This window comes from Bacillus sp. FSL W8-0519 (genome assembly GCF_038005585.1).
Lineage (GTDB): Bacteria > Bacillota > Bacilli > Bacillales > Bacillaceae_G > Bacillus_A > Bacillus_A paranthracis.
The window spans coordinates 3,092,456-3,112,213 of sequence record NZ_JBBOTL010000001.1; the positions used below are offsets into that span (position 1 = coordinate 3,092,456).

Sequence of the window (19,758 nt, forward strand, 5' to 3'; positions counted from 1 at the left end):
TCCATTACATTATGTAGGAGCGGAGTTAACATGTTAATAAAACCAAAGAGATTACAGGCAGGAGATGTTGTGGCAACAGTAAGTCCTTCATGGGGAGGAGCAGGTGATCCTGAAATAAGATGGCGATATGAGCAAGGGGTAAAGAGGTTAGAAGAAGTTTTCGGTCTTACCATTATCCCAATGCCAAATAGTTTAAAAGGTAGCGAATTCATTTATAACAACCCACAGGCTCGTGCGGAAGATTTAATGACAGCATTTAAAGATACGCGCGTGAAAGCAATTATTGCGAATATTGGCGGTCAAGATAGCATTCGCTTACTTCCTCATATAGATTTTAATGTAATACGTGAAAATCCGAAAATTTTTATGGGATACTCTGACGTTACTATTTCACATTTATTTTGTCATAAAGCAGGTCTTTCCTCTTTATACGGTCCGGCAATTTTGACCGACTTTGCTGAAAATGTAGAGATGGATCCATATACGGTTGAAATGGTAAATCGAACTCTCTTTTCCAATGAAGTGATTGGCGAAATTCAACCAGCTCCTGAATGGACGAGTGAACGTTTAGAATGGATAGAGATAAATAAGGATACAAGACGGACGATGCAGCAAAACAATGGATATGAGGTACTTCAAGGTTCTACTACTGTACAAGGGCGTTTAATTGGCGGATGTATAGAAGTACTGGAATTTGCAAAAGGAACGGAACTTTGGCCTGAGAAAAAACATTGGGAGGATAGCATTCTCTTCTTTGAAACTTCTGAAGATCATCCAGAACCAAGTTATATAAAGTATTGGTTACGAAATTATGCAGCGCAAGGCATTCTGCAAAAAGCAAAAGGTATCATTTTCGGTAAACCGAAAGATGAACAATACTATGAAGAATATAAAGATGAAATACTGAAAGTTATGAGAGAATATAACTTAGAAGATTTGCCGATTCTTTATAATTTAAATTTTGGCCATACTGAACCGAAGTTTATTTTACCTTACGGCGCAATGGCAGAAATTGATTGTGGAAATGGATCGTTCTCTATTTTAGAAAGTGGCGTGGAATGAATAAAATCACTCCTATGAGATATGAATGTGAACGGATACTTTTTAAAAGTATATAATTGGAGGGAGATTACGTGTATGGAAGTAACATTTACAGTAAGTAAATGGGATGAAAAACCAATTGATGACACTAGAAAAGATTTTCCTATTAATATTGCTCATGTTGAATATGATATTGATGGGGAATTAAAAGGAAAAGCTTTTGTTGAATACTTATTATATTATTTAGACTCAAATATAAATGATGGTCACTTGGCTACTGCTAAAATTTCTGGTTTTTTACACTTTGAAGGAATTTATAAAGGGCAACAAGGGACATTTACAGCTATAGAGCAAGGAATATTTGATAAAGGAAATTTAGATTCTCCAGGAACAATTATTAAAGCTACCGGTAACTTAGAAAACCTGAGAGGATCCTATCATTATCAGTTTGCAGGTCAAACTAGTAAACTAATTTTAGAGTTTGAATTTCAGCAAAATATCCTATAATTTAGTGGAAAGGACATTTCTTGTAATACTAGGAATGTCCTTAACTCTTTTAAAATAAGAAAAACCGAAACTAAAATCATTTCGGTTTTTCAAACTAATGAAGTCTATATTTATTTTAAAGAATGTACAAACAACCCACTGCGCAGTTTCGGTTCAAACCACGTTGATTTTGGTGGCATAACTTCTCCAGCGTCTGCGATTGCTAATAAAGATTCCATTGATGTCGGATATAGCGAGAACGCCGCTTTATATTCACCGCTATTTACAAGGCGTTCTAGTTCTTCTAATCCGCGGATTCCTCCGACAAAGTCGATACGTGAATCAGATCGCGGATCATGTATTTCAAGTACTTGGCTTAATAAGTGATCTTGCAGAATAGATACATCTAAACCTTTCACAAGATCATTCGCATCAAACGTTTCCTCTTTCACTGTGAGCTTATACCACTTCTCGTTCACATACATGCCAAATGTTTTTGGTTCATTTGGTTTATACGGAGATACAGATGCTTCTTCTACATAAAAGTACTGCGCAATTTGATTTAAAAACTGTTCCTCTGAAAAGCCATTTAAATCTTTCACAACTCGGTTATAGTCCCAAATTGATAATTCATCGTGAGGGAATAAAACTGATAGGAAGAAATTAAACTCCTCTTCTCCTGTGTAGTTCGGATATTGCTCTCTTCGCATGAGCCCTACTTTTGCAGCTGATGCCGAGCGGTGATGTCCATCTGCAATATAAAGATTAGGAATATCTTCAAATAAGTTTACTAAACTTGCAATTACTTCTTCATCATCTATTTTCCAAGCAATATGCCTAACGCCGTCTTCCGCTGTAAATGTATAGATTGGCGTATGTTCTGCTTTCCAGTTTGCGATGAAACGTTTCACTTCTTCTTTTGTACGATATGTTAAAAAGATAGGACCTGTATTTGCGTCACACACATCTACGTGGCGAATACGATCAAGTTCTTTTTCATGGCGCGTTCTTTCATGTTTTTTAATTGTATCGTCTTCATACTCATCAATAGATGTACAAACGACAAGACCGGACTGCGTTCTTCCCTGCATCGTCAGTTCATAAATGTATAACGCTGGCTCTTCGTCTTGAATGAACACTTCTTCTCGTATCAATCGATTTAAATTTTCACCCGCTTTTTCATATACGCGATCATCGTACGGTGAAAGCGCTGGGTCTAAATCAATTTCTGCTTTATCAACGTGTAAGAAAGAATACGGATTCCCTTTTACAACCTCTCTTGCTTCTTCACTATTTAATACGTCATATGGTAAAGCTGCAACTTGTGCTGCTTTTTCTTCTACTGGACGAATGGCCCGAAACGGTCGGATTTTTGCCACATTCCTCTCTCCTTTACACAATCATTCGAACGGCTACAACACCTGTAATTTTGCTTATATTTTCCACAATGTTCTCTTTTATTATATCATCAATTCCGTTATCAATATCAATCATCGTGTACGCCCAAGAATGTTTACTACGATTAATCATATCCGCAATATTTATATGATGTTCTGCTAAACATCCTGTAATTTGTCCTACCATGTTCGGAACGTTTTGATGCATGATTGTAATACGTTTCTTTCCGATATACGGCAATTCTACGTTTGGATAGTTGACTGAGTTACGAATATTTCCTGTCTCTAAATATTCACGTAATTGACGCGCTGCCATGACTGCACAATTTTCTTCTGATTCAGACGTAGATGCACCAAGGTGAGGCGTCGCAGTTACATTTTTCATCTTTATCACATTTTCATTTGGGAAGTCCGTTACGTAATGTGCAATAACCTCTTCTTCTAACGCTTTTTGAAGAACCTTTTCATCTACAAGTTCACCTCTAGAAAAATTGAATAGACGCATCCCTTTTTTCATCTTCTCTACAGCGTGTTCACCAATAATCCCCTTCGTTTGATTCGTAAGAGGAATATGCAGTGTAATATAATCACACGTTGCAAAAATTTCATCTAAACTAAATGCTCTTTGCACATGTGTAGAAAGGCGCCAAGCTGTTTCAACTGAAATGTAAGGGTCATATCCGACAACGTCCATCCCTAAAGCTAACGCATCGTTCGCAACTAAAGCACCTATTGCACCAAGCCCGATAACTCCTAGACGTTTTCCCGCAATTTCAGATCCAACAAATTGTTTTTTTCCTGATTCAACAAGCTGCGGTACTTCTTCACCTTCTAAATTTTTCGTCCAGCTTACTCCGTTAATAATGTTACGTGAAGACATAATAAGACTGGCGATAATAAGTTCCTTTACTGCATTAGCATTCGCCCCTGGCGTATTAAAGACTACAATCCCTTTTTCTGTACACCGCTCGACAGGAATATTATTTACACCAGCACCAGCTCTGGCAATCGCCTTTAAATCTTTTGAAAATTCTTCTTGATGTAAAGAATAGCTGCGAAGTAAAATACCGTCTGGGTGGTCCATTCTCTCCCCTACTTCATAGCGCTCTCCGCTAAGCACTTGCAAACCTTTTTCTGCAATTTGATTTAACGTTTGAACACGAAACATATCCCCATCTCCCTATCTATTCTCAAGCTCAAATTCCTTCATATAATTTACTAATTGCTGTACGCCGTGTGCTGGCATCGCATTGTAAATACTTGCGCGCATACCACCGACTGAACGATGTCCTTTTAGTGTAACAAGTCCTCGTTCTTTCGCTTTTTGTAAAAACTCACTGTTCAGCTCTTCTGACGGTGTTGTAAACGGAATGTTCATAAGTGATCGATACGTAGGATCAACTGGTGAAGTAAACAATTTTGATTCATCTAAGAAATTGTAAAGAAGTGAAGATTTTATTTTATTTTGTTCTTCAATCGCAGATACTCCGCCTTGCTCTTTCAGCCACTCTAGTACAAGTTTTGTTACGTAAATACTAAAGGACGGCGGTGTATTATATAAGGAGTTATTTTTGCTGTATGTTTCATAGTTTAACATTGTAGGACAAGAGCGATCTGCTCCCCCAATTAAATCTCTTTTTATAATCGCAATCGTTAAGCCTGCTGGCCCTAAATTCTTTTGCGCTCCCGCATATATAAGACCAAACTTCGAAACATCATATCGTTCTGATAAAATATTTGAGGACATATCCGCAACGAGCGGTACTTTATCTACATGTGGAATGTCCACATACTTCGTTCCCTCAATTGTATTGTTCGTTGTAATATGTACATAATCTAGTTTTTCATCGCCTAGTAAACCATCCAGTTTAGGAATTGTAGTAAACTTCTCATTTTCAGAAGAAGCAATCACTTGCACTTCTCCTACTTTTTCAGCCTCTTGCAGTGCCTTTTTAGACCATGAACCAGTCAATACGTACCCTGCTTTTTTATACGTATTCATTAAATTTAACGGTATCATAGAGAATTGTAATGAAGCACCACCTTGTAAAAACAATACTTCATACTCATCAGGAATGTTCATTAATTCACGAAGTAAGCTACCCGCCTCATCTATAATACTTTGAAAATAAGAAGATCGATGACTCATTTCCATAATAGACATGCCTGTCCCGTTATAATTTACAAGCTCCTTTTGCACTTTCTCTAAAACTGGCAAAGGGAGTATTGATGGTCCTGCTGAAAAATTATACACTCTTTCCATCACCCTAATAACCTCCCTATTTCTCATCTTTTATTTTTTAAACTTTCTGAATTATACCTCACAATACAAGACACGGTCAATTTGTTTTCTATTATTACGGCGTAAGAAGCAATGGAATCGCTTGCAAGTGCCAATGTTTTTATAAACACACAAAAAAGTGTTAAGTACATAATCGTACTTAACACTCTAGTAATAAAAGAATAATAGCTAATTATCCGTAAAGAACCGATCAAAAATTTGATAAATTGCAGAAAGACCAATGAGCCAATAAATAGTGTCCACAAGCGCCGGCATAGAACCAAACCATTTCTCAACTACATTGTAATCTAACGCTACAAATAACCAATTCAAACCGCCAAGAATCACCAAAATTACTGTAAGGTAAGACAAAAATTTCATTATGATTGCCCCCTAGGTGATAAGATGGTGAAAGACCTTTCACTAGAAATATATGTGCCAAACTTTAAAACTTACCTATTTTATAAAAATTATTTTCGGTACCAGCTGTTAATAACTGCCGCCGTTTCTTGACTATGTATTTGATACGCATGCGTACTATCATTAGAACCAATAAACCAAATTGAAAAACCTTTAAAATATGGCTTTGGTTCTAATACGTCACGGTAAGCGCGCCATCCGTTTAATTGTACGTCTTTTGAAAACACATTAGAAACATCTGGATTCCACGGATTTTGCAAGCCTAGTTCACGCGCTGGAACGTTAAATCCGCCAAAATAAACCGGTTTTCCTGTTGCTTTATGTAATTGTTCTAGTTGTTGAACAACATTTTGTCCACGGTTATACACTGTCGTCGCAAATAAACTTTGCTTCACTTCTTCGTATGATGGATTTCTTTTTTCCGAAACTTCAAACCAACTATCGATACTAACAATGTCTACCTTCTTTAAATACGGACGATTTATTTTCTCAACAAACTTCGCTTCATATGAAGGATCCCAGCTTGCTGTTAACCACCAATTCATTTGATACAAAACATTTCCTTTATACTGCTGGCGAACAAAATCAATCGTATCGCTCCAATATCCTTCTGCATATTCCATATTCACGAAATTAGAAGCAATCTTGAGCCCATACACATTGTATTTACTTGTAATCGAGTTAAAGATGTCTTGCAAAATAACCGTTTTCCAATTCCAGAAGAAATCATTAATATTACTTGGATTCCATTCCGTTTCTCCAACATTTCCTTGCTGAATATATGGGAACGGTTCTACTATAACTTGAATATTACGCTTTAATAATTCTTGAATTAAAATAATAGCCTGTTGCTTTTGCGCTTGATTAATTACCATGTTCGTAGAAGTCACATTCGGAATATCTACCTGAATCGGTACATTTACTGTATTTAAATTTAAGCGCTCTACATCAGCTAACACTTTCGCTACATTTCCAACTTCCCATACCGTTACATTTCCTGATTTAATTTTTCCAGATTGAACAGTATTTACATCTGCCTGTACATTTCCTTGAAAACAAAAAGAAAACAGCATAATAAACACTCCTAAAAAACTTATTAAACTCTTATTTTTCTTCACAACTTTCCCCCTGTAATTTTTGGCTTTCTTGATTATTTTATACAACATTTCATATATATTCCACAAAAAAACCAATAAATTTTTATTGATAAAAATGCTATTCATCCCTTATTCACATTTTATTCACAATAAGTTTCCAAAAATAGTAAGATAAATAAAAAAGGAACGGATTTCCGCTCCTTTTTTATCTTTTTACGATTATCAATCCATTTCCCTTTTAGGCTCTACCAACATAATGTGGGATTCCTTTTCAGTGAACGGTTTATGCTCAACGCCCCTCGGGACAATAAACATCTCGCCTTTAGAAATTTTCACCTGTCCATCACGAAAATCGATGAACATCTCCCCTTCAAGCACAATAAATAGCTTATCTGTATTAGGATGCTCATGCCATATAAAATCTCCATTAGCTTTAAAAAGCTGAATTTGATCGTCATTCATTTCACTAATCACTTGTGGATACCAATAATCGTTAATTTTAGATAACTCGTCATTTAGTTTAATAGGTTGGTAATGGATAATGATCCCTCCTCATTTTCAACTTCCGCTATATTACAGTAATCTAAGTAAAAAAGTCGTTATTACGCTTAAAAAGAAAATGCTCAGGCCAGAACTTTTCATTCAGATAGTACAAAGGAGTGATTTCAATGAAAGTACTTTCAATCTAATGTTTCCTTTAACTCTCCATAAGTATAGAACAGTGATTTTCAAATAAGAATGGACCTCTGTTGACATTAGTATGGATTATTGATGAACTTCTCGCGATATTTAGTAGGCGAAATGCCAACCCGCTTCTTGAAAACTCTACTAAAATAAAAAGGGTCTGCGATTCCAACAGCCTGCGCAATTTGTTGTACGGGCACACCACTTGTACATAACATTTTTTGAGCCATCTTTATACGATAGTTCAATAAATATTCTGCTGGCCCCATACCTGCATGCTTTCTAAACACGTAAGAAAGACGATTTCGATTAACATTATTTTGTTCTGTAAGCGTATTTATTGTAATATCTTTATAATAGTATTTATGAACGTAACTAGATATTCGTTCGAATAAAGTATGCGATTCATAGTTGTTTTCTCTATTGACAACACTTAATAAAGCTTCATTCAACGCTTCGCGAAACAGCATTTCAGTCTGAAACATCGAAATGCCTCCTCGCTGATTATACACATCCCAAAGACGCATAAGTAATTCGACAAGACGAGGAGATTGCCCTGTTAACAATTCAAAATGCTGATGAGTAAAGCCAGAGTCTTCTCGTTCTGAATTGCTTATCCGATATAAAACAAGAATATATTCCCAGTTTATTTCACCAAGCATTTTATGGGCTAATGTCATTTTTGCACCCCCATGTATAACTTTTCCTGGGGAAAGGATATACGGCGTACCATTAAATTGAAATTGCGTCTTCCCTGTAAGTGGAAATACAAATCCTGGGAAAGAATCTGTAGACTCAGCACAAGGCACACCTGGATTTTTAGCATAACGATATACTCCTTCTACTCGGAAAGGAGTATTGGCAAGATACTCTGCTAACTCATTCACGTCCAACTTCACAATGCAAGCCTCATTTCAATTATAGTTTTCTTGTAATTCGTGAGATTAATTGGTGTACATTCTGGGCAACGCTAAACTAAAAATAGTACATACGACTTAACAACATCTAGTTATTAACCTATAAATATATTGTTTTTCATTTATTGACAAAAATATCCTCCCTATATTATTGATAATGATTTTCATTGTAGTTTGATAAAAAAACATTTGTCAAGTTGGATGGCCTAGAAAAATGATGAAACAAGGGGTACAGAGGAACAGTTCTGTTGCAAATAATATCTGGTCTTTGTTAACTAATTCCCCTTAAAACTGGAATGATCATGTTAATAGTTGTAATGGCTTTATTAGTTACAGCACTTGCAGCATGTAGAAATAATCGTAATCCTGAAGAGGTTGCTACAGCGTATTTCGAAGATGGAAACAGCCTACTATCCAATTAAATGATAGTAGGCTGGCTGTTAAAATGATTTAAGAACTGGGTTATGTTCTAAATGATAAGATTTCATTATCAAAAAGATTATTACTAGTCCTCTCCACAAACAAAAACACTCTATCACTTCGGCTCCAAATTTAACACCTTCCCTTCTATCCCCTCCGTATTCAATGTAGTCGTATGATACGTGCCATTTACCCAATCATCTATTTGATCATGATACCAATCACTTCTAAAATGTCCTGATTGTCCTGGTCCTACAATATGATAACCGTTTGACATATCTTTCGTATCAATAACGAATCGCCAAGAAGCTCCGTGATTGACAATACCGTTATCTCCGTAACTCGCCGCTTGAACGGTAACTTGACTTCCGCCAATTGGAACTGGTTTCTCACGATTAAATGCAAGTAGTGCTAACATACTAGATGATTTTGAAATTGGATGTGTAAAAGCAAGTTGATGGTAATCGCCCCACTTCCACTCTGTAACATCGGGCCCATATTCCTTCTGTAATTTCTTTATTACATTCTCGTACGATGTATGCACAACTTTTGTGAAGCCCCCGTATTTCTTAAACCAAGCGCTATTTTCTCCTGCTACTTCTTTTCGAATCAATTCATCCACAACTTGTGACTTCCCTTCAAATAACTCCATCACATCTTTCGGAATTTCTTTTGAAAATAACGTATTTGAAATCTCTTTCATTAATAGATGGAATATTAACGGTGCCGATTCATCTTTACTATCGTAAAAATTCCACTTCGTTAATTGTTTTACGCCCTCTTTCTCTACTTCATTTAAAGATGCTTTATTTAACTCTTTTAAAAATATAGGAGCAAACTCTTTCCCGTATAAATTTTTTTGATCCATCTGTAACTCTTCTAAATCTTTCACTGTATATTTTTCCTTCTCTTGTAAAAACTCTTGAATACGCATTTGCCTATATGGCTGCGCCCACGTATTACTAATATGGTACGGATAATTATCATCTACAATTTTATTATTCGCAGTTGAAATAAACCCTTGTTTTGGATTGATTACTTTTGGAAGTTGATCATACGGGATATACCCTTCCCATTCATATTCATCTGTCCATCCTGGCACAGGCAGACTACCATCACCTTTTTTACGCACTGGTATATTTCCATTTGCTTTATAAGCAATTGTGCCGTCGTTTGATGCAAATACAAAATTTTGAGTTGGTGTATGAAAATCTTGCAGTGCCGTTTCAAACTCATTCCAGTCTTTCGCCTTATTCATATTTAATACAGCCTTTAATTCAGCGGAAGGCTCCAAAGCAGTCCATTTCAAAGCAAATACTGTTTTCGTCTTCTCTTTCCCTTTATCCGCAAACTCTGAAATGACTGGGCCATGCCTCGTAACTGTAACATTATACGGAATTGTTTTCCCGCCTTTTACTTTAATAGATTCATCCACAACGGTAGCTTTTTCCCACTTATCGTTATACAGAAATTCATTTTCATTATTAGGATTTCTCTTCTCAATATATAAATCTTGCACATCAGGACCTGTATTCGTAACGCCCCATGCTATTTTGTCATTGTGCCCTAATATAACCCCTGGTACGCCAGCGAAAATAACGCCACTCACATGTAAATCTTTCATTTCAAGTTTCGATTGATACCAAATAGAAGGTGTCGCAAGAGATAAATGAGGATCATCCGCTAAAATCGGCTTACCAGACGCACTCTTCTCACCGCTTATAACCCAGTTATTACTACCATTAAACTCTGGTGGAATGATTGTTTTTGCAAAACTTTGTGCAACATTCACATTTGTATTCTCGAGTTCAGCTAGCAATCTAGGCGCATCTTTCGGATATGTAGGAAATAACTCATTTGCTTGCTCTTTCGGCAAATTTTTCAGCGCCCAATATCGAAATGCCTGTCCATGCCAATGTCCGCCTAAATCAAACGCCATATACTTTCCAATTGTTAATGTATCAACAATAGACCATTCAGCAGGTTCGTAGCCTAATATAGTAAACTCAACCGGCAATTTCTTTTCCTCTTTTGCCTCGCGTATAAAAGCGTTCACCCCATCAGCAAATGACTGCAGAGCAAATTTTGCTTCTCCATCATATTGGCTAACAGACGCTTCGGCTGCTCGCCGTAAACCGAGCGTTCGAAACAACTTATCTCGGTCAACAGCTGCTTCCCCCACAACTTCACTTAACATCCCAGAAGCCTGCCTTCTACTTAAATCCATTTGAAATAATCGATCTTGCGCTTGTACATACCCTTGCGAAAAATATAAATCATGTGCATTTTCCGCTTTAATATGTGGTACTCCTTTACTATCTCGCTTTACCGTAACAGCACGTTGTAAATCCTCTAGTTTTATCGTTCCATCTATCTTTGGCACAGATTTCAGCGTATATATGTTTAAAAAAATCGCTGTACAAATAACTAATAAAAGAACGATACTACTAGACCAAATGAAAATTTTCTTACCCCTAGTTCGTTTCTTTTTTATAACAACTTCCATATAACCCCTCCTTTCTCAAACTATTCGCTTCTATTTTGAAAGAACCTTTTTGAAAAGTTGAAAACCCCCTTCATTTTCCTACAAATGAAGGGGGAATTTTTATCGTTTATTACGCCAGCTTTCATTATGACCAAGATTTGAATCGGTCGCTAATTGTACATCATATAATATTTCACTAAAGAAATACTTATCTACTTCTTTTGGCACAATGCGTCTTTTATCATCAATTTCATCGTATTCATATGAACCACGATTCACTGTACCTGCTTTATAAAATTCAATATCATACACACATATATCTTCTTCATCTTCATAGCCAATCGGCGCTCCGCTAAATGACAGTTGTGCCCCTAATCCAGTGCGAGTATCTTCTTTATAAAACGTATAATACACACCGCCATCTTGAACTGATCCGCGAATCCATCCAAGTTTCGTCATCTTACCGAATAACGAGCGACCATTTAATAAAATACCACCAAACCTCTCAACAGTAACCTTATCATTTTCCTCTACTACAAACACTGGACGTTCCATTTGTAAGAACGGCTGGACAATCTTAGAATGTTCCAGTTGCTCTTTCCACAATTCCTTTTCCGTTTCGGATAATTCTAACGGATGAATGAAACCAATCACGGTTCCAGACGAAAATTCATGATTCTCTCCTATCACCGAATAAAACGTACCATCCTCCGCATAACGGAACATTTCCAGTAACTTTCCTTCCGTATATTCACCCCAAATAAGTGAAGTTGCAAATTGCTTCATAATTGGATTCTCCAGAAATAGCGCCTTCCACGAATCGTATGACCAATAGCGCTTTCTTGATAGAGCAGCTTCCAAACGTTGTTTCTGCATGGAAAGAGCACTTCGAAGCTCTTTCTTTAAAGTGGATACCTCTCTCTTAGCTAATTCAGCTTTTTCTATATCATCTTTTGCATTCGGCTTTGGAAGTGACTTCATACGTTTCCCTTCTTCTGTCTCTAATTCAATTTTTGACTCTGCAGTTAATATGGCCGTAAAACACCTATTCCCAAAATCAATCTCCTTCTCACCACGTATATTGAAACCAAGATTTGGTACCAGTTGATCTTCCAGCTCCTCTTCCGTTATACTACGTGTTTTTGCAGCGAGACTTAGTGCTTCTTTTGCCGCATTACGCACTTGTTTATGTTTATATTTAAAGGCCATTGCATGAATAGACATAAGTGCAAGCTTAGATGAGGACAAGCCTAAAGCCCGAACAGCATCAGCTGCAATTTTCCCTCGCATATCGAGCACCCATTCATCGATTTGCTTTTTCAGTATGCCGACCATTTTGTCATCACTATATATTCCATATAACGAAAGAATACCGCGTTTCTTCACATCTGCATCTTGAGAAATCCATGTTTGATATATTTCTTGCACACATTCTTTCAAGTCCTGTTCATTTAAAGTACTCCCAATCGCTTCAACTTCTTCTTTCTTCTCGATAACAGAATCTGAAATGTACTGCCGCAAATAAGCTAATGGAATTGTAGCATCGGCAATTTCATTAGAATGACGAAGACGGATTTGTGGTTCATCCCCAATCAATTGCAGAAGTGAATTTCTTTTTTGTTCCGTTACGATACGGCCACAAAGTTCTTCTATATTTTCTGCGCTTCTCCCCACTTCAAGTAATGGAGCAAATTTCTCGGCCAAAGAGGCATTCTTCTTATCTTGCAAAGCTTCCTGTACAAGTTCTGTATATTTTTCGATCTTATACCCTATAAGCAGTTTCATCACATTTTCACGAACAATTTTCTTTTTATTATGAAGTTCCAGCGCTACATCCTCCGCAGCTTCTACATCTCTTGAAAGAAGTTTAATTACAGACTCACGCATTTTTTTAGATGAATCCCCTAAAGTTTTAATTAAAATGGGACGCATTTTAATCATGTTATCCTTTGCTAACTCTTCTAAAATATATGCTTTGGCAACAGCAGAATACTCATCAAACTGTTCAATTATATACGCTTGTTCTTTTACAATGACATGAACAAGCGCTTCCTTCGCCTCATTTCTCTCTTCACTGTAGCATGCAGCTTGTTCAACTGCATAGGCAATCAGCTTTTCCTTACTTAGCCCATACGAAAGAAGTTCTTCTAATACTTGTTTCGGTTCTATCCCTCTGACAGAGCATTCGTAAAGAAGTTCATATAAATTAACACTATATACATCTCCAAATTGCAAGGTAAGTGCCACTTCTCTTTTTGCTACATCATCTATATCCCAAAGAAGTACAACTTCTAAAACTGGCATATCCCAATACATATTTCTATATTTCGGGTTTGTAAGTATTTGCTTCATTTCATCAAATGACAATTTCCCGAGTAAATAATCACGATACGTATCCCGCACCGTAGACAACTTAAGTTGCAAAGCAGCGATAAAAAATTCTTCTCGCATTCTCCCTCTATTTAACTCATGTCCTTTTTCAGCTAACGTTCGTGCGATTATGAGGTAATTACTTTTACTTATATACTGCAAAGTACGTTGAACAAATTCAGGATTTTCTTCCGCCACGGAGCATAACATTTCATATTCATACGCTTTACAAAATTCTTCATTATTTAAATCATGTTGCCTCAGGCGGTGCGCAAAGAATCTTTCCTCAGAAATCCAAAACTGTTTACAAAAACTTTGAATTTCATTATAGGTTTTCTTATTTACACTCCCTGTTCGTTTATAGTTTTGGGGCTGATTGAGAGTTTGACACACGTAACACGTAGCATGATTTATAAACCCCCACACGTTTTTCTTTGCTAATATTTCCACATATCGCCTCGCAACGTTTGAATACTTATGGACATGAAATAACAGTCGCCAAATATAGTCCGGTAAATTTCCACCTAAAAATAATTCCCTATCACTTTCATCTTTTATATATCTTTCAGTTGCTTCAATCTTTTCCTTTTCCCCATTCAAATTCAAAATAAATTCAGCATGTTCTTTTAATCTCTCTTCCAATAAAGAGCTATACGTATGGAACCTCTCATAATCTACTTCAAACATTACGAGAAGTAGTGATAGTTGTTGCTTATTTAGTAAAGTATGTAATTGTCTCTCTATATAGTTCGGATTCTCTTTTGTTAACTCTTTCAGAAAACTATACGCCTCATTCACATAACTAGAGATATTAGTTAAATATTTACATGCAATGACTACAAGTTGATCCAATGGAAGTGCACTTTTTTCTAAATAAACCTTCATATTAGAAAAATCTACATATTTAAACCTTATTATAAGAACATTTAACAACTGCTCCCCTAACAAGTAATAGAATAATCGTAAGAAAGCTGGATCTTGCTTATGCACTTTCCTAAAATCATTTATAAACCGCTCAGCAAAATCGCCTCTTCTTTGATCTCGAATTGTCGTTAATTGAATATCTTTCAAAATCTCTTCTTCTTTTGTTTGTAAATATAGCAGTGATAATTGTTCCTGTTTTTCTGTCATATGAATATATTGAAATAATCGAGTTGTATTTGTAGTCAAACTTTGTTCCCCCGCATCTTTTATCCATTATAAAAACATCCTTATTTAATGGTAGTATAGCATAAAATCTACCAAAACGAACATGTATTCTATATTAAATTAATGTAAATTAAAACACACTACTCAAAACACTTCTCCTTCTCTCTAAACTACCCATTACACACTTCTCTCCACCATATTCGATACACCAATTCCTCAAAATCCCCTTCACATAAGCAAACGTTCGCTTATTCTGTTCAAACGCAATTTTAAGTGCCTCTAGTACGGTATTTCCTGAAACTTTTCGTATCCACCCCTTCAATTCCTCCACAATATATGGAGATAGACTACTTATATTTTGTTCGTAAAATTTGTAAACTTCACTATGTTGAGTATCCTCTTCTACTTCCATATCTTCTATTTTTTCAACAACTTCTTGTAAACTACTAGTATCCTCTTCCTCTGGCATACCAAAATGTTGCAACAACAATGGAATCTTCCATTCTTCTTCCAGACATTTACGTAAAAACATATGTATGAATTCTTTATTTTTTATAGTCTTTAACTCACGTAACACACATTTTTCTACATTCGTATTTAAAATAGGGTTATAGTGTAACCAATTTAGTATGTATAACTCTTTCGTTTCCGCATCGTATAAAATTTTCCCATATGCAACAAACCTATTTAACAGCTTCTCAACAGTCTCCATACTGTAGCCTGTTTCCAGTTCTGCTAAACGTTTCGGTAATACGTAAATTCCACATTGCTTCGTTTTCGTACCAGTTAACAAATATATGTAAAAATAACGCTCCTCTGGCGTTAAATCTAATATGAATTCATCTTGCCAAAAGTTCACTTGCACATTACGGTACACCGCCATATGTTTACCTCCCCCTCGCACTTATAAAAAGGCAGATTTCAATCCTTCAATATACATATAGGAGTGAGGGCTTGGTTTTTGCAGTTGAATTCCAAATTTTTTTAACTACTACAACGACGGTTTTATTTTTTCGCGCTTTTTTGTTCTTGTAGTTGTTTTTGTTTTGTTTTTTCTTAGTGATTTATTACTTGGTAGGTGCTTATAAGGGGCTTGCAAGGGGCTTAATAAGGGCTTATATAAAAAGGAGCTGTTCCAAATTCTCATTTTGGATAGCTCCTTTATCATTCTTTCTATTTTTGACTTGCATCTAACATCTTCACTAAAAAGGCAGCTGCCTCACCACGAGTTGCTGTCCCTTTAGGATTAAACTCATTATTTCCAACACCAGTAACTACTTTTAAGCTATATAATCGTTGAACAGGCTGTTTATATGTGATCAAATGTTTATCCCTAAATGACAATGCAACTAATTCACCTGTAACACCTTTATACTGTAATGCGTTGTCAATCATGATCGATGCTTCTTCACGTGTGATAGATGCGTTAGGATCAAAAATCCCGCCGCCACGACCGTTAATAATTCCTGCACTTGCACTACGTTTAATACCGCTATGAAGTGATGGATGCGCTTTGTTAATGTCTACAAATGACTTATCTCCTTCCGGTAGCTTGAGAGCATTTGAAATTAATGCAGCAAACTCAGCTCTCGTTACATTACGATAAGGCGCAAATACACCATTTCCTTCACCGTGCATAATTCCAAGGCTGTTCAGCTTACGAATGTTCCCTTCAAACCATCCACCTGTAATATCATCTTTTGGTTTTTGTACTTCTTTATGTGGCATATTATAGTTTATTTTAATCCAACTTGGGTTATAGAAAATCCACTCATCGTTACCTACTTTATACCAACCATTTTTAACTGCTAACACTTTGTAACGATCTCCGTTTGAAGCTTTACGAACGATATGATGTTCAAGTCCCGAACCACTACGTACGTTTATACCATCACCATTCACTACAAGCTCCATATTAGGTTCAGCTGGATTATATTCATTTGAATCAAATAGCTCATTTCTTTCTTGTAAAGGCGAATCAATTTGTGCGTTAACATTTGCATACCATTGAATCCCTTGTACGAAGCCAGTCCAATTCCCACGAGAAATTAAAATATCAGGACAGTTTTTCCCGCTCCATTGTTGATGCCTATAAATGTGGTCCGCACTAATACCTTCTTTGTTCATTAAATAACCTGCAAGTCTCTTTGCATTCTCTAGCGCTTTATTGTAATCTCCATCTTGGTTAACCGCAATCTCGATACCGATTGATTCTCTATTTCCGGAACCATCGCCATCTCCTGCATGCCAACCGTTTTCATTTGTTGGTAAGTGTTGATAAATTTGTTTATCGTCTACAGTAAAATGCCATGAAGCTGTTCGGAACGTACCTTCCGTTGCTTGTTTATACAAATATTTAGCATGATTTTCAGCATTTGCACCACGGGCAGTGTTTGCAGTCTCGTGAATTGTAATGTAGCGTGCTTTCATCGGATTTGCAGGGCGAATATCAGGATTTCCTGCTGGAACAATCCACTCTACAAACGGGACACCTGCAAGTGTTCCATATTTCTTCGTAGTCATCGATGCGCTATACTGAATAGCTCTTCGCTTTTCAACCGGCTTCATTTCGCGAGTAGAACCATCATTTCGACCATCTACATGTTCAAAAGCTTTTTCAATGTTTGAAATAGCTTCTTCTTCCGCTACTTGGCCTTTTTTCGCTTCTTTCATTTTATGTAATTCTTCTGATTCAGAATATTTATGCTTATATTCTTCTAGAAGAATTTCCTCGTTCTCTGATACTTCTGCTTCATTAATTTGCATGTGATCTGGAGTTTCTAGATTGAAATTAGAATAACGTAATACGTTCGTTCCACGTTCCCCTTGTGCAATACGAAGCTGGTCAGTATGAGATTTATTTATCTCTTCTGCTGATATTGATAAAGGTGCACTCCCTAACATTACTAGACTTGTTGATAGTGCGATTACTCGTTTTTTAATATTCATTGCTGTAATCGATATCTACACTGTTCGTGTAAATATCTCAACCTCCCTTTATTTTCTCATTCGTGAAAGACTATGAATCTACTATGTATGAAAATATGGTTATTCCGCCTTTTCATTTTATCCCCAGCAGGCGAATGATAATTTCTAGAAAATCCCTTAACAGACATTATTTTATAACCAATTGCTATTGCCGTCAAAAGAACTTGTCCCCTTTTGCACACTACTACTTCTCAAAAAATAGATTAGGATACCTTTTACTGTTTTGCTTCAACAAGAAGGATGTTTATAATTTTTCATAACTATCAAGTCTCTATTAAATAAATGCTGTTTCCTTATACTTTTCTCTTTGAAAATATTAACATTTTTACATTCTTGCGATAATATAGATGTAACCTTTTACATTGAAATGAGTTTTATTTGGAAAGACAACTTACAAAAAAGATAATTAATAAAGTCGATTTCTTATCTCCATAAGAAATCGACTTTATTAATAGTAAATTTAAATATTTTTTCATTTTAGCTTCTATTACAAATTCCCTTTAACATTTTCGACAATCTCGTTTATCGTATTTCGATCAAACTTATCACTAATTTCGTATGGCTCACGATCTCCTACTAATTGTCCACCTACAATATCATTGCGGTCCTTACCATATTGCACTTCAATAATCGATCCACGCTCTATTTGCTTCCAAACAAGACCTGCTTCATCTTTATTATCTAACACAATACAGTCCTCAATATTTTCGTCAATCCCAATTAACTTGTTATCATCCATATATCCAACCTCGTATTGTTGACGTTCTTTCGCTTTTCCGCTTACTACTATACCTTTGCTTCCATATGAGTAATCCGTATAATCCTTTTTCTCCGATTGTATCGCTTTCGGCTCTTTTGCTTCAGTTTTTTCAGTATTTTCACAACCCATAATCATACTAATTGGCATCACTGCAGTTAATACTATTCTCGTAAATGTCTTCATCATTTATAACCAACCTCACATGTTTAACTTTACATTCCATTTATCCCCTTACCAAATAATAACATGATAATACCGAGAAAGAGTCAAAGTTAAAGTGAAATTTTAATCATTAGTTTTTTTATGCTAAAACTCTATGTAAAAAGCTAAATTTTCAAAATCACTAACTGAATTATCAACAAATGATAGAAAGTAGACATCCTACTCACATAAGATTTAAAATTAGGAAGTATGGAAAACATGATAAAAAATATAGGTTAGTTGTTCGCAATTAAAATGGTTTTTACATGAAGAAAGGAAGTGCACAGCTTTGGATTTTAAAACAGTTATGCAAGAGCTTGAAGCTCTAGGCAAGGAACGAACGAAAAAAATATACATATCTAACGGTGCGCAGGAACCAGTTTTCGGCGTAGCTACAGGTGCTATGAAACCAATCGCAAAAAAAATAAAAATAAACCAAGAGTTAGCAGAAGAACTTTATGCCACAGGCAACTACGATGCTATGTATTTTGCAGGCATTATTGCGGACCCGAAAGCTATGAGGGAGTCTGATTTTGATCGATGGATAGACGGAGCGTATTTTTATATGTTGTCTGATTATGTGGTGGCAGTTACTTTATCCGAATCAAATATCGCTCAAGAAGTTGCTGATAAATGGATTGCAAGTGGTGAAGAGCTTAAAATGTCTGCAGGCTGGAGTTGCTACTGCTGGCTTTTAGGAAATCGCAAAGACGATGAGTTTTCTGAAAGCAAACTTTCCGATATGCTTGAAATGGTGAAAAAGACAATCCATGATTCGCCAGAGCGAACTAAATCCGCTATGAATAATTTTCTAAACACTGTAGCAATTTCCTATGTACCACTACACGAAAAAGCAGTCGAGATTGCAAAAGAAGTTGGTATAGTTGAAATAAAACGTGATAATAAAAAAAGTAGTTTGCTAAATGCTGCAGAGAGTATTCAGAAAGAACTTGATAGAGGAAGACTTGGTTTCAAACGTAAATATGTAAGATGTTAAAAAAGAAAAAGGTGGTAGCAATCTTTCGTGATTGCTACCACCTTTTTCTTTGACTACTGAACTCT

15 protein-coding genes are annotated in these 19,758 nt (G+C 36.0%); 3 read left to right on the plus strand and 12 right to left on the minus strand.

Features of this window, described 5'->3' with window-relative positions; all coding sequences use genetic code 11:
* Window positions 1–30: 30 nt before the first annotated feature.
* Window positions 31–1,062 (plus strand): S66 family peptidase, encoded by a 1,032-nt coding sequence (locus NST14_RS16195; protein WP_000905864.1) that lies wholly within the window; start codon window positions 31–33, stop codon window positions 1,060–1,062.
* Between the two features lie 75 nt (window positions 1,063–1,137).
* A complete protein-coding gene (locus NST14_RS16200; protein WP_074533217.1) occupies window positions 1,138–1,548 on the plus strand; it encodes a DUF3224 domain-containing protein in 411 nt (136 codons plus the stop codon).
* A 110-nt stretch (window positions 1,549–1,658) separates the two neighbouring features.
* Here the strand turns inward: NST14_RS16200 and NST14_RS16205 are convergent, their stop codons facing one another.
* The 12 genes from NST14_RS16205 to NST14_RS16260 form a co-directional block, all read right to left on the minus strand.
* Window positions 1,659–2,906, minus strand: coding sequence for a DUF1015 family protein (locus tag NST14_RS16205; RefSeq protein WP_229142814.1), 1,248 nt, complete (start codon window positions 2,904–2,906; stop codon window positions 1,659–1,661).
* A 13-nt stretch (window positions 2,907–2,919) separates the two neighbouring features.
* Window positions 2,920–4,092 (minus strand): 3-phosphoglycerate dehydrogenase family protein, encoded by a 1,173-nt coding sequence (locus tag NST14_RS16210; protein WP_076875126.1) that lies wholly within the window; start codon window positions 4,090–4,092, stop codon window positions 2,920–2,922.
* Between the two features lie 12 nt (window positions 4,093–4,104).
* Window positions 4,105–5,187 carry a 3-phosphoserine/phosphohydroxythreonine transaminase gene (serC, locus tag NST14_RS16215; RefSeq protein WP_002163592.1) on the minus strand — a complete coding sequence of 361 codons (1,083 nt, stop codon included), beginning with the start codon at window positions 5,185–5,187 and terminating at the stop codon, window positions 4,105–4,107.
* A 207-nt stretch (window positions 5,188–5,394) separates the two neighbouring features.
* On the minus strand, window positions 5,395–5,586 hold the full coding sequence (locus NST14_RS16220) for a DUF378 domain-containing protein (protein ID WP_000670803.1): 192 nt from the start codon (window positions 5,584–5,586) through the stop codon (window positions 5,395–5,397).
* 89 nt (window positions 5,587–5,675) lie between these two features.
* Window positions 5,676–6,743 carry a glycoside hydrolase family 113 gene (locus tag NST14_RS16225; RefSeq protein ID WP_142385765.1) on the minus strand — a complete coding sequence of 356 codons (1,068 nt, stop codon included), beginning with the start codon at window positions 6,741–6,743 and terminating at the stop codon, window positions 5,676–5,678.
* A 201-nt stretch (window positions 6,744–6,944) separates the two neighbouring features.
* Entirely contained in the window at window positions 6,945–7,184 is a 240-nt protein-coding gene (locus NST14_RS16230) for a cupin domain-containing protein (protein ID WP_000997182.1), read from the minus strand.
* A 293-nt stretch (window positions 7,185–7,477) separates the two neighbouring features.
* Window positions 7,478–8,305: a helix-turn-helix transcriptional regulator gene (locus tag NST14_RS16235; RefSeq protein WP_000762809.1), complete on the minus strand. Its 828-nt coding sequence runs from the start codon at window positions 8,303–8,305 to the stop codon at window positions 7,478–7,480.
* A gap of 553 nt (window positions 8,306–8,858) precedes the next feature.
* Complete coding sequence (locus tag NST14_RS16240; RefSeq protein WP_098946596.1) at window positions 8,859–11,249, minus strand: penicillin acylase family protein; 2,391 nt, start codon at window positions 11,247–11,249, stop codon at window positions 8,859–8,861.
* A gap of 99 nt (window positions 11,250–11,348) precedes the next feature.
* The gene (locus NST14_RS16245) at window positions 11,349–14,768 is read right to left on the minus strand and encodes a DUF4132 domain-containing protein (protein ID WP_229142815.1); all 3,420 of its coding nucleotides are present in this window, start codon (window positions 14,766–14,768) and stop codon (window positions 11,349–11,351) included.
* 109 nt (window positions 14,769–14,877) lie between these two features.
* Window positions 14,878–15,630 carry a DnaD domain-containing protein gene (locus NST14_RS16250; RefSeq protein ID WP_000312104.1) on the minus strand — a complete coding sequence of 251 codons (753 nt, stop codon included), beginning with the start codon at window positions 15,628–15,630 and terminating at the stop codon, window positions 14,878–14,880.
* A 290-nt stretch (window positions 15,631–15,920) separates the two neighbouring features.
* Complete coding sequence (locus NST14_RS16255; RefSeq protein WP_229142816.1) at window positions 15,921–17,696, minus strand: S-layer homology domain-containing protein; 1,776 nt, start codon at window positions 17,694–17,696, stop codon at window positions 15,921–15,923.
* A 526-nt stretch (window positions 17,697–18,222) separates the two neighbouring features.
* A complete protein-coding gene (locus NST14_RS16260) occupies window positions 18,223–18,681 on the minus strand; it encodes a hypothetical protein (RefSeq protein ID WP_229142817.1) in 459 nt (152 codons plus the stop codon).
* Window positions 18,682–18,985: 304 nt separating this feature from the next.
* On the opposite strand from NST14_RS16260, the gene NST14_RS16265 reads away from it, so the two are divergent.
* Window positions 18,986–19,693 carry a DNA alkylation repair protein gene (locus tag NST14_RS16265; protein ID WP_000346343.1) on the plus strand — a complete coding sequence of 236 codons (708 nt, stop codon included), beginning with the start codon at window positions 18,986–18,988 and terminating at the stop codon, window positions 19,691–19,693.
* Window positions 19,694–19,758: the final 65 nt, after the last annotated feature.